The organism is Streptomyces torulosus, assembly GCF_001419765.1.
Taxonomy (GTDB): domain Bacteria; phylum Actinomycetota; class Actinomycetes; order Streptomycetales; family Streptomycetaceae; genus Streptomyces; species Streptomyces torulosus.
The window spans coordinates 1-9,905 of sequence record NZ_LIRK01000673.1; the positions used below are offsets into that span (position 1 = coordinate 1).

At 72.4% G+C, this 9,905-nt stretch carries 11 protein-coding genes and 1 pseudogene; 5 read left to right on the top strand and 7 right to left on the bottom strand.

What is annotated here, in order from left to right; genetic code table 11:
* Both AOK23_RS50795 and AOK23_RS37045 read right to left on the bottom strand, forming a co-directional pair.
* Positions 1 to 191, bottom strand: a pseudogene (locus AOK23_RS50795) (LmeA family phospholipid-binding protein); the annotation flags it as partial.
* 125 nt (positions 192 to 316) lie between these two features.
* Positions 317 to 955 (bottom strand): TetR/AcrR family transcriptional regulator, encoded by a 639-nt coding sequence (locus tag AOK23_RS37045; RefSeq protein ID WP_055716876.1) that lies wholly within the window; start codon positions 953 to 955, stop codon positions 317 to 319.
* A gap of 185 nt (positions 956 to 1,140) precedes the next feature.
* Here AOK23_RS37045 and AOK23_RS37050 point away from each other — a divergent pair, with 185 nt between their 5' ends.
* Entirely contained in the window at positions 1,141 to 2,754 is a 1,614-nt protein-coding gene (locus AOK23_RS37050) for an MFS transporter (RefSeq protein WP_055716877.1), read from the top strand.
* Positions 2,755 to 3,196: 442 nt separating this feature from the next.
* On the opposite strand, the gene AOK23_RS37055 is transcribed toward AOK23_RS37050, so the two are convergent.
* Positions 3,197 to 3,844, bottom strand: coding sequence for a TetR/AcrR family transcriptional regulator (locus AOK23_RS37055; protein WP_055716878.1), 648 nt, complete (start codon positions 3,842 to 3,844; stop codon positions 3,197 to 3,199).
* Between the two features lie 358 nt (positions 3,845 to 4,202).
* A complete protein-coding gene (locus AOK23_RS51560) occupies positions 4,203 to 4,331 on the bottom strand; it encodes a hypothetical protein (RefSeq protein ID WP_274757586.1) in 129 nt (42 codons plus the stop codon).
* Between the two features lie 188 nt (positions 4,332 to 4,519).
* On the opposite strand from AOK23_RS51560, the gene AOK23_RS37060 reads away from it, so the two are divergent.
* From AOK23_RS37060 to AOK23_RS37070, 3 genes are all read left to right on the top strand, one after another.
* On the top strand, positions 4,520 to 4,915 hold the full coding sequence (locus AOK23_RS37060) for a DUF2795 domain-containing protein (RefSeq protein ID WP_055716879.1): 396 nt from the start codon (positions 4,520 to 4,522) through the stop codon (positions 4,913 to 4,915).
* Between the two features lie 127 nt (positions 4,916 to 5,042).
* Positions 5,043 to 5,483, top strand: coding sequence for a CBS domain-containing protein (locus tag AOK23_RS37065; protein ID WP_055716880.1), 441 nt, complete (start codon positions 5,043 to 5,045; stop codon positions 5,481 to 5,483).
* A 36-nt stretch (positions 5,484 to 5,519) separates the two neighbouring features.
* Entirely contained in the window at positions 5,520 to 6,062 is a 543-nt protein-coding gene (locus tag AOK23_RS37070) for a type 1 glutamine amidotransferase domain-containing protein (RefSeq protein WP_055716881.1), read from the top strand.
* 58 nt (positions 6,063 to 6,120) lie between these two features.
* Here AOK23_RS37070 and AOK23_RS37075 read toward each other — a convergent pair whose 3' ends face one another.
* Both AOK23_RS37075 and AOK23_RS37080 read right to left on the bottom strand, forming a co-directional pair.
* The gene (locus AOK23_RS37075) at positions 6,121 to 6,741 is read right to left on the bottom strand and encodes a TIGR03086 family metal-binding protein (protein WP_055716882.1); all 621 of its coding nucleotides are present in this window, start codon (positions 6,739 to 6,741) and stop codon (positions 6,121 to 6,123) included.
* On the bottom strand, positions 6,738 to 6,971 hold the full coding sequence (locus AOK23_RS37080; RefSeq protein ID WP_079049917.1) for a DUF6158 family protein: 234 nt from the start codon (positions 6,969 to 6,971) through the stop codon (positions 6,738 to 6,740). Before AOK23_RS37080 ends, AOK23_RS37075 begins: the two co-directional genes overlap by 4 nt.
* 87 nt (positions 6,972 to 7,058) lie before the next feature.
* Here AOK23_RS37080 and AOK23_RS37085 point away from each other — a divergent pair, with 87 nt between their 5' ends.
* Positions 7,059 to 8,180 (top strand): baeRF2 domain-containing protein, encoded by a 1,122-nt coding sequence (locus AOK23_RS37085; RefSeq protein ID WP_055716884.1) that lies wholly within the window; start codon positions 7,059 to 7,061, stop codon positions 8,178 to 8,180.
* Between the two features lie 82 nt (positions 8,181 to 8,262).
* Here the strand turns inward: AOK23_RS37085 and AOK23_RS37090 are convergent, their stop codons facing one another.
* The gene (locus tag AOK23_RS37090) at positions 8,263 to 9,882 is read right to left on the bottom strand and encodes an ABC-F family ATP-binding cassette domain-containing protein (RefSeq protein ID WP_055716885.1); all 1,620 of its coding nucleotides are present in this window, start codon (positions 9,880 to 9,882) and stop codon (positions 8,263 to 8,265) included.
* Positions 9,883 to 9,905 lie beyond the last annotated feature (23 nt).

Consider the following 9,905-nt stretch of genomic DNA (forward strand, 5'->3'; position numbering starts at 1 on the left):
CCGGAGGCCGCCGCGGCGGCCGCGCCCACGGTCACGTCGCCGACGAACGGGAGACTGGCCGTCGCGTTGATCCGGCCGGACTCGTCGCCCCGCGACACCTTCACGCCGAGCGCGTTCGACACATCCGCGTACGACAGACAGGCGGTCGCCCGAACGCTGCGGGCGTGCGCCTCGTCGGCGTTCCCCGACATCTCCGGACCGTCCGTCCGACTGTCAGCTTCGTCACCGGCAAAGGCCGGGGCCGCGGGCCGCGGCGATCCGGTCGACCGCGACGGCGCCGATCAGCAAGGCCACCAGGGACGCGGCGACAAGGCGCCTACGCGCCGTCGTCCTCGGGCCGGACGAGCCCCCGGACACAGGTGGCGGCATGGCCGGCGTCCACTCCCATCGCGATCAGGGCGGCGATCGCGGTGCCCGTGCCGTCGTCGCTCCAGGCCCCGCCGTTCACACAGTCCAGAAGGCCCAGCAGGTGCCCCTCCAGCGCCCGGGTCAGCACGGCCGACGGAACGCCGGCCTGGAAGAGGCCCTGCCGCTGCCCCCGGCCGATGATCGCCTCCGCCATGTCGCGCGCCGGGGCGAGGACTTCTGCGACTCGTTCGGCCCCGAGGTCCCGGGGGGCGAGACGGAGAAAGATGCGGTAGCGATCTCCGACCGGCCACACCGCGAGGACGAAGCGCGCCAACTCCGTGACGGCGTCCGCCGTCGGAACCCGCGGGGCCGCGAGCGCCTGCCGCAGCGCCTGTGCGGCGTCCTCCACCAGCCCTTCCACCAGTGCGGCCCGGCCGTTGAAGTGGCCGTACACGGTACGGCGCACCACACCTGCCGCCTCGGCGATGTCACCGAGGCTCGCGTCGGGGTCGCGACCGAGTTCCTGCCTGGCCGCTTCAAGGATGCGGGCCCGCGTGAGCAGGGTTCGGCTGCGTTCAGGGGCGGCCGTGACGGGCGAGTGGGCCATGTCGGACCTCCGGTCGACGGGGAGGGCCACTCGATAGTTGCACACCGACGAGCAATAAACTAGCCTGCACATCAGCGGGCAATTAACTGCTCTCGGTGCCGCGCCCAGTCCTGTCCGCACACGCACCGCTCCCCACCGATCCGCACCCCGAAGCCTCCGCTTCACCTCCTGCCGAGGAGCCCCCGATGCCGCTCTTTGCGAACACACCCGTCGAGAAGATGACCAAGCCTTATCCACGCCGCTGGTGGGCCCTGCTGGTCCTGTGCCTGAGCCTGCTGATCGTCGTCATGGCGAACACGTCGCTGATCGTGGCCGCCCCCGACATGACCAAGGACCTGAGCCTGTCCAGCAGTGACCTGCAGTGGGTCATCGACGGCTACACCGTCCCCTACGCCGCGCTGATGCTCGTGCTCGGCGCGATAGGCGACAAGTACAGCCGCCGTGGTGCCCTGGTCCTGGGCCTGTTGATCTTCGTCGGCGGTTCGGTGATGGGCGGCCTGGTCGACGAGACCAACCTGGTTATCGCCGCCCGCGCGATCATGGGTGTCGGCGCCGCCGTCGTCATGCCGGCCACGCTCTCCTTGCTGGTCGCGATGTTCCCTCGCGGCGAGCGCGCCAAGGCCATCACGGCATGGTCCGCCACCTCGGGGCTCGCCATCGCCGCGGGCCCGCTGGCCGCCGGGTGGCTGCTGGAGGACCACGCCTGGGGCTCCACCTTCCTGATGAACGTCCCCGTCGCCGTCCTCGGCGTCGTCGGCGCACTGCTCCTGGTCCCGCCGTCGAAGGCGGAGGGCATGGGCCGGATCGACTACGTCGGCGGTCTGCTGTCGATCGTCTCCGTCGGCTCGCTGGTCTACGCGACCATCGAGGGCCCGCACTTCGGCTGGGGCGTCGGCCCGATCACCGCGGCCGTCGTCGCCGGCGTGGGCCTGCTGGCCTTCGTCGCCTGGGAGCTGAAGCACCCCAACCCCATGCTGAACGTGCGCAAGTTCACCGAGCGTCCCTTCGGCGGCTCGATGATGGCTGTGCTGTTCTTCTTCTTCGGCACCTTCGGCTCGATCTACTACTCCACCCAGTTCCTGCAGTTCGTCCTCGGCTACAACGCCCTGGAGACCGGCATCCGCCTGCTGCCGCTGGCCGGATCCGTGTTCGTCGGCGCCGCGGTCACCGGCAGGCTGGCCCCGAAGCTGGGTGTGAAGCTGGTCGTGGGCACCGGCATGCTGATCGGCACGGCGGGCGTCTTCCTGCTCACGCAGATCGAGTCGGGCTCGACCTACACCGACTTCCTGGCGCCCCTGCTGCTGCTCGGCTTCGCGATCGGCCTGAGCCTGTCGCCGGCCACCGACACCATCATGGGCTCCTTCCCGGAGGACGAGCTGGGCGTCGGCGGCGGCGCCAACGACACCGCCCTGGAACTCGGCGCCTCGCTGGGCATCGCCATCCTCGGCTCGCTGCTGGCCACGTCCTACAAGGACAAGCTCACCGACATGGTCGGCGGCCACCTCCCGGCCGAGGCCATGGACGTCGCCAAGGACTCCGTCGGCGGCGGCATCGCGGTCGCCGAACAGGTCGCCAAGAACCCCCAGGGTGGCGCCGAACAGGCCCACACCCTGTTGGGGGCGGTGCACGAGTCCTTCGCCCAGGCCATCGCGCACACCAGCCTCATCGGCGGCATCATCATGGCGGCCGGGACCCTGATCGTCATCGCCGTCCTGCCCGGCCACAAGGACGTCGGCAAGCACCGCCAGGAAGAAGCGGCCGAGACCACCCAGGAGCAGACCGAGAGCGTGGGCGCCTGAGCCCACGAGGTCTGCGCGGTCCATGGCCGCAGGCCGGGGGCCGGGAACTCGCTTCCGGCCTCCTCCATCCAGGACGGGCTGTGCCTGAGCGGCGCACGGCCCCGGACGGTGCCGGGAGGGGACGCCCGGCACCGTCCCTTTCTGCTGTCCGCACCTGAGGGCCCGGCACAACCCGGCGAAAGCGGAGCTACAAGGCCCACCGACCGGCAACCGTGCACTGCCGGTTGAGGGCTCGGCGATGTCCGGCTCGGTGAGGTGTCGCTGACCGCCGGTCGTCAACCACGGCGTTTCACATGTCGTCGGCCGTCATGGCAGCGACCGATGTCCCTCCGCCCGACGACTCGGCACTCGCCGATCAGAGGAGCGGGATACGCATGACAAGACCCCGGTGCCTTCGACCGGAATCTGTTCGAACCTCTGCGTAAGCTGCCGTGCCGCGGGCTCACCCCTCGGCGACAGCCTCCGCGGTGGCCGTGGCGGCCACCTCTTCGACCACGACGCGCGCGTGCTTCTCCGGCACGCCGGCCGCGATGAGTGTGGTGACGGCCACCCGGGTGCCGTCGTCCTCCAGCGCCCCGGTGTTGACCTGCTCCAGCAGGGCGACCGTCATGGCCTCCAGACCAGCGCTCAGCACCGCAGGCGGCAGGTGGGAGTGGAAGGCACCGTCTCGCTGCCCGCGCTCCAGGATGGCCGTGACATTGACGCGGGCGGGCTTGAGGATCTCGGCGACACGTTCCATACCCAGGTCCCGCTGGGCGAGTGCCAGAAGCATGCGGTAGCGGTCGCCGACGGGCCACATCGACAACGAGAAGTGCGCGAGCGCCCGCTCCGCCGGCTCGGTCGCCGTCGCTCCGACCGCCACGGCGGACTCGAGCGCCTCGGTGGCCTCCTCGGCCAGTGCCTCCAGGAGCGCCGCCCGTCCGGGGAAGTGCCCGAAAAGCGTGCGCCGTACGACACCGGAGGCGCGGGCCAGCTCCTCCAGGGTGATGTCCGGGTTCCGTCCGAGTTCCTGGCGTGCGGTGGCCAGGATGCGCGCCCGGTTGGACCGTGCGTTGCGTCGCTGCGGGACGCGGCCGACGGGCTGGGACACGGAAGGACCTCGATGAAGGAAGGACGAACAGGGGGTGCCCTCATTCTGACACGTGGCCCCGTGCCGATCCCCGGCCAGTCGTTGGCCCCCGTACGGCGGCGCCCCGGTATGGCGCACACCGACCTGGGAAGACCCTGGGAGCACGACCGGCGCCCCCGGCCGGGGCCACCCTGCGGCCCCGGCCGTCGCCCGCAGAGCGAAGAGAGGCAGGACGCCGGCCAGGCGCCATCACGTCCAGCAGGCGTCTGCGGTCGGGCGCGGGCAGGCGGGCGGTGCTGGTCGGGGCGGTAGCCGATCTCGTCGGACCCGCCGCCGTGTTTCCTCGCTCGCACCCGGCCGCCGGATCAGGGAGGCGCGGTCAGGGGGCGGGTACCACCGGGTCGGGCTCCGGGTCCTCGACGGGTGGCAGCAGCACCTCCTCGTAGCGGCCCAGCGCCAGAACGGCGCAGAGCATCAGCATCGGAATGATCACGGCGATCACCGCCATGGGCCCGGTCCTTCCCCAGGGAATGTGCGGTGGGGGGTGTCAGGGCGGGTCTCCCCTGCGCGGACGGGCAAACCCGGGCGGCAAGCGGAACCCCGGCACGAGGAACGGATCCGGCCGCCGCCGGAACGCCCGTGTCGACCCCGGGTCCTCGGGTACGCGGGGGGCCACGCCAACCATGGAGGGGAGTCATGCAGCGAGGCAGCGACCGGCTGAACGTCCACCGCGACGACGAGATGAAGCACGAACTTCAGGGGTTGCTCCGATCCGGGCACCCCACCCGGACGGAGGAGTGGCACGACCCGGAGCCGTACGCCGAGGACGACCCGGAGGTCGCGCACGGGCCGGTGACACCGAGCCGCGCACCCGCCCGGGTGGAGACGCTGCGCCTGGAGCTGGCCCGTGTCCTGGGCCGCACCTCGTTCCCGGCGCGGCCCGGCGAGCTGATCCGCGTCCTGCGCGACAAGCACGCCCCGGACAACCTCGTCGAACCCTTGGAGCGGCTGCCGAAGAAGGACCGCTACGACTCCGTGCACCAGCTCGCTGAGGCGGTGGTCGGCACCCGGGACGGCGACGGGAAGGGGTGACCGGACGGGCACGGAAACCGCACACGACGGGGCGCATGGCCGCCCTGCTCACGGGTACTGCGGGCCTCGTCCCACCCACGCGGGCGTGCCCCCGCACCCCGGGAGCAGCAACGAGAGGCAGACCAGCATGGCTGATTTCGTCAGGGACGTCATGACGCCGGGCGTCGTGGCGGTCCGCCCGGATGCCTCACTCGTGGAAGCGGCGCAGCTGATGCGCGCGCAGGACGTCGGGGACGTCCTGGTCACCGTGGACGAGCAGCTCATCGGGGTGCTGACCGATCGTGACATCACCCTGCGGGCCGTCGCCGACGGCGTGGACCCGCTGACGGTGAGCGCCCAGGCCGTGTGCACCCCGAACCCCGTGGTGATCGGGCCGGACGACGCGGTGTCGACGGCGGTCGCGCTGATGCGCGACCACGCGATACGGCGGCTTCCGGTCGTCGCGGACGGGCACCCGGTGGGCATGGTGAGCCTCGGCGATCTGGCCGTGGCCCAGGACCCGGACTCGGCGCTCGCCGACATCAGCCGCGCCGAACCGGACACCTGGCCGGGCGGGAACCCCGTCTGACCTGCGACGTCCAAGGAGAAAGGAGACCGAACGCGTATGCGTATCGCATTCCTGACCGCACCGGAGGGTGTGGAGCAGATCGAACTGACCGAGCCCTGGCAGGCGGTGACGGACGCCGGTCACGAGCCGGTGCTGGTGTCGACGCGGCCGGGCCGCGTCCAGGCGTTCAACCACTTGGACAAGGCGGACACGTTCGCCGTGGACGACGTGGTGGGCGAGGTGCCCGCCGAGTCGTTCGACGCGCTGGTGCTGCCCGGCGGGGTGGCCAATCCGGACTTCCTGCGGATGGACGAGAAGGCCGTCTCGTTCGTGCGGGAGTTCTTCGAGCGGGGCCGGCCGGTCGCCGCGATCTGTCACGCGCCGTGGACCCTGGTCGAGGCGGGCGTGGTCCGCGGCCGGGTCCTCACCTCGTGGCCCAGCCTGCGCACGGACATCCGCAACGCGGGCGGCGAATGGGTCGACGAGCAGGTGAGGGTCTGCGACCACGGGCCCAACAAGCTGATCACCAGCCGCAAGCCCGACGACCTGAAGGCGTTCTGCGAGGCCTTCCTCGACGTCTTCCAGACGGCCGGCGTCTGAGTCCGGCACGACACAGGGGGCGCCCGCACGGCTGTGCGGGCGCCCCCTGCTCGTCGCCCTACGGACGGCGGCCGAGCAGGCACAGCAGCGCGGTCTGCGCGTCGGCGCCCGCCGGCGGCTCCACGGGGGCCGCGAACAGTCCGCTCTTCTCCAGGTCCCCCGCGTACGGGGCGATCTCCTGCGTCGTGAACGTCACGAGTTCCTCGGGGAGCCGCTCGTCCGCGCCGATCGCGCGGGACAGGTCCCAGGTGTGGACGACGAGGTCCGCGATCATCTGCGCGCAGTACGCGGTGGCCGGGGTGTCGCCGTACGACAGGTGGACGGTGCGTTCCAGCGCTCCCGGCGCAGTGAACGCCTCCCGCGCGGAGCGGGCCGCCGTGTCCCAGGACGCGGCCGGGTCGGGCCCCAGCAGATCCCCGTCGAACGTGTCGCCGACCTCCTCGATCATGCAGCTGTCCCGGACCAGCGGCGGCACCCACAGCTGCTCGGAGACGAGGTGGTTGACGAGGTCGCGGACCGTCCACTCGACGCACGGGGTGGCCGCGCCCCAGTGGTCGTCGCGGACGGCGTGCACCCGGTCACCGAAGAGGTCCTGGGCCTCGGCGTGCCGGGCGAGCAGTGGATGGGGCTCCGCCGAGCCGGACGTGTCGTCGGCCGGGTCGGACGTGGTTCGCGTCATGACGGCCCCGGTCCTCGGTCCCGTGCGCCCTCGCGTGTGCGCCCGGAGACCACCGGGCGGCGCGGATGGCGGCGCAGGTACTCGCCCTCCAGTTGCGCCATCCGCTCGTTGTGGGTGCGCAGCGCTTCGGCCGATCCGTGCAGCAGCGCGTCGTGACGCGTCCGGTGGATCGACTCCAGCTCCTTCATCAACTGCTGGTCGTCCAGCTGGTCCGGGTGCACTCCGGTCATGGTGGTACCCCGATCTTCGTATGCCTCCAATGAGGTCCGGGTACCCGCCCGGCAAGCGTCACCCCGAGCGGCATCCGGGAGGGAGCCATGGATCTCGCGTTCCTCCATCCACTGTACGAACATCCGGGGCCCTGGGCCTCCGTGTACGCCGGTACGTCCGCGCCCTCCGAGTCCATGGCCCGGGAGCGGTCCCTGGCGGCGGCCGCCGTCTCCCATGAGCTCGCCGAGCAGGGGGCGGACGAGGCGACGTGCCGGGCCGTGCACCAGGCGGTGGAGGAGCTGCGGCACGACACCGAGCCACACGGCCGTGCGCTGTTCGCCCATGACGGGCGGGTGGTCCTCGATCCGCCGCTGGCCGCGCCGCCCCCGGCGAACCAGGCCTTCTGGGCGCCGCTGCCGCGTACGGCTCCGCTGCTGGACCTGGCCGGGGAGGACCCGGTGTGCGTGGTGGCGTACGTGGACCGGCGGGGCGCCCGCTTCGAGCTGCGCGGTGCTCCCGGCGGTGAGGACGCCGGGCCGGTGGCCGGGCGGCGGTGGCCGGTGGAGCGGGCCGGTGCGGTCGAACGGCCGGAGCGGCACTTCCAGCTGCGGGTGGAGAACACCTGGGAGCACAACGCGGCGGAGTTCGCCGACGCGCTCGCCGTCTGCCAGGAGGACACCCGCGCCGATCTGCTGATCCTCGTGGGTGAGGACCGGGAGCGGCACGCCGTGCGGGACCGGCTTCCGCGGCGGCTGCTGGACCGGGTGGTCGAGACCCCGTACGGGGTGGGCGGCGGGCTGCTCGCCGAGGACGTGGCGCGGATCCGCGCCGAGCACGTCCGCCGGCGGGCCGCCGAGGAGGTCGAGCGGTTCCTCGCGGCGCGCGGCCCGGACGCCGAGGGGCGCCGGGGCGCCGTGGAGGATGTGGCCGACCTGGTGGAGGCGGCGCGGGAGCACCGGATCGACGAGCTGCTCGTCCGCGCCGAGGGGCCCGACACGCATCGGGCGGTGTGGGTGGGCGAGGACCCCGACCAGCTGGCCGTGCGCCGTACGGAGCTGCGGACGCTCGGCCTCGCCGAGGACCACGCCCGGTCGGCGAGGGCCGACGACGCCCTGCTGCGGTCCGTGGTGACCACCGGCGCCCCGGCGATCTCCGTGGCACCGGCACCCGAGGCCGCGGAGGCCGGGATCCCGGTCGGCGGCCTGGGGGCGCTGCTCCGCCGGACGTGACACCGGCCGGCCCGGTGCGCGGTGGCTCACCACGCACCGGGGGCCGGGCGACGCGCCGCCCCCGGACGGCGGTAGGTGTGTTCTAGCGGGCGCGCGCCACCCGGCGTTCGTCCCACACCGGCTCCGGGGTCTCCCGGACCCGGCCGTCGGAGCCGAAGACGAGATAGCGGTCGAACGAACGCGCGAACCAGCGGTCGTGGGTGACCGCGAGCACCGTGCCCTCGAAGGCCTCCAGGCCCTCCTGGAGGGCCTCCGCCGACTCCAGGTCGAGGTTGTCGGTCGGCTCGTCGAGGAGCAGGGCGGTGACTCCCTGGAGTTCCAGGAGGAGGATCTGGAAGCGTGCCTGCTGGCCGCCGGAGAGCCGGTCGAAGGGCTGCTCGGCCTGTCTGGTCAGCTCGTAGCGGCGCAGCCGTGACATGGCGGCGCCCCGGTCCTGCGCGTGCTCCTTCCACAGGATGTCGAGCAGGGTCCGCCCCTCCAGCTCCGGATGGGCGTGCGTCTGCGCGAAGTGCCCGGGGACGACCCGGGCGCCGAGCTTCCACTGGCCCGAGTGGGCCACGTCCTCACCGGCGAGCAGCCGCAGGAAGTGCGACTTGCCGGAGCCGTTGGAGCCGAGGACGGCGACCCGCTCGCCGTAGAAGACCTCCAGGTCGAAGGGTTTCATCAGCCCCGTCAGTTCGAGCCCGGCGCAGGTCACGGCCCGTACGCCGGTACGGCCGCCCTTGAGCCGCATGGTGATGTCCTGCTCGCGCGGCGGCTCGGGCGGCGGCCCGGCCTCCTCGAACTTGCGCAGCCTCGTCTGGGCGGCGGCGTACCGCGAGGCCATCTCATGGCTGACCGCCGCGGCCTGCCGGAGCGTCAGCACGAGCTTCTTCAGCTGGGCGTGCTTCTCGTCCCAGCGGCGGCGCAGCTCCTCGAACCGCTCGAACCGCTGCCGACGGGCCTCGTGGTACGTGTCGAACCCGCCGCCGTGCACCCAGGCGTCGGCGCCCGCGGGCCCCGGTTCCACGCTCACGATCTTCTGGGCGGCGCGGGCGAGGAGTTCCCGGTCGTGGGAGACGAACAGGACGGTCTTGCGGGTCTCCGCGAGCCGCTCCTCCAGCCAGCGCTTGCCGGGGACGTCGAGGTAGTTGTCGGGCTCGTCGAGGAGGAGCACCTCGTCGGTGCCGCGCAGCAGCGCCTCCAGCACGAGCCGCTTCTGCTCACCGCCGGACAGGGTCCGCACCTGCCGCCACTGCGCCTTCTCGTACGGCATGCCGAGGGCGGCCGTGGTGCAGATGTCCCAGAGGGTCTCGGCCTCGTAGCCACGGACCTCGGCCCAGTCGGAGAGGGCCTGGGCGTAGGCGAGCTGGGCCGCCTCGTCGTCGACGGTCATGATCCCGTGCTCGGCCGCGTCGACGGCGCGGGCGGCCTCCCTGATGCCGGGCTGCGCCACGGACACGAGCAGGTCCCGGACGGTCGTCTCGTCGCGAACGGAGCCCACGAACTGGCGCATCACGCCGAGCCCGCCGGTCACGGTGACCGATCCCCCGTGGGGCTTCAGCTCCCCGGAGATCAACCGCAGCAGGGTGGTCTTCCCGGCGCCGTTGGGACCCACGAGGGCGACCACGGCCCCCTCCCCCACCCGGAACGACACATCGCCGAGCAAGGCCCTCCCGTCAGGAAGGTAGTACTCCAGATGCGCCGCTTCGAGATATCCCATGCGGCGCATTCTGCGAGTACTAC

Coding starts and splice junctions, on each gene's coding strand:
- AOK23_RS51560 (WP_274757586.1), bottom strand. CDS start 4,331: ATGGCGGTGATCGCCGTGATCATTCCGATGCTGATGCTCTGCGCCGTT.
- AOK23_RS37085 (WP_055716884.1), top strand. CDS start 7,059: ATGGATCTCGCGTTCCTCCATCCACTGTACGAACATCCGGGGCCCTGG.
- AOK23_RS37045 (WP_055716876.1), bottom strand. CDS start 955: ATGGCCCACTCGCCCGTCACGGCCGCCCCTGAACGCAGCCGAACCCTG.
- AOK23_RS37065 (WP_055716880.1), top strand. CDS start 5,043: ATGGCTGATTTCGTCAGGGACGTCATGACGCCGGGCGTCGTGGCGGTC.
- AOK23_RS37070 (WP_055716881.1), top strand. CDS start 5,520: ATGCGTATCGCATTCCTGACCGCACCGGAGGGTGTGGAGCAGATCGAA.
- AOK23_RS37050 (WP_055716877.1), top strand. CDS start 1,141: ATGCCGCTCTTTGCGAACACACCCGTCGAGAAGATGACCAAGCCTTAT.
- AOK23_RS37060 (WP_055716879.1), top strand. CDS start 4,520: ATGCAGCGAGGCAGCGACCGGCTGAACGTCCACCGCGACGACGAGATG.
- AOK23_RS37090 (WP_055716885.1), bottom strand. CDS start 9,882: ATGGGATATCTCGAAGCGGCGCATCTGGAGTACTACCTTCCTGACGGG.
- AOK23_RS37080 (WP_079049917.1), bottom strand. CDS start 6,971: ATGACCGGAGTGCACCCGGACCAGCTGGACGACCAGCAGTTGATGAAG.
- AOK23_RS37075 (WP_055716882.1), bottom strand. CDS start 6,741: ATGACGCGAACCACGTCCGACCCGGCCGACGACACGTCCGGCTCGGCG.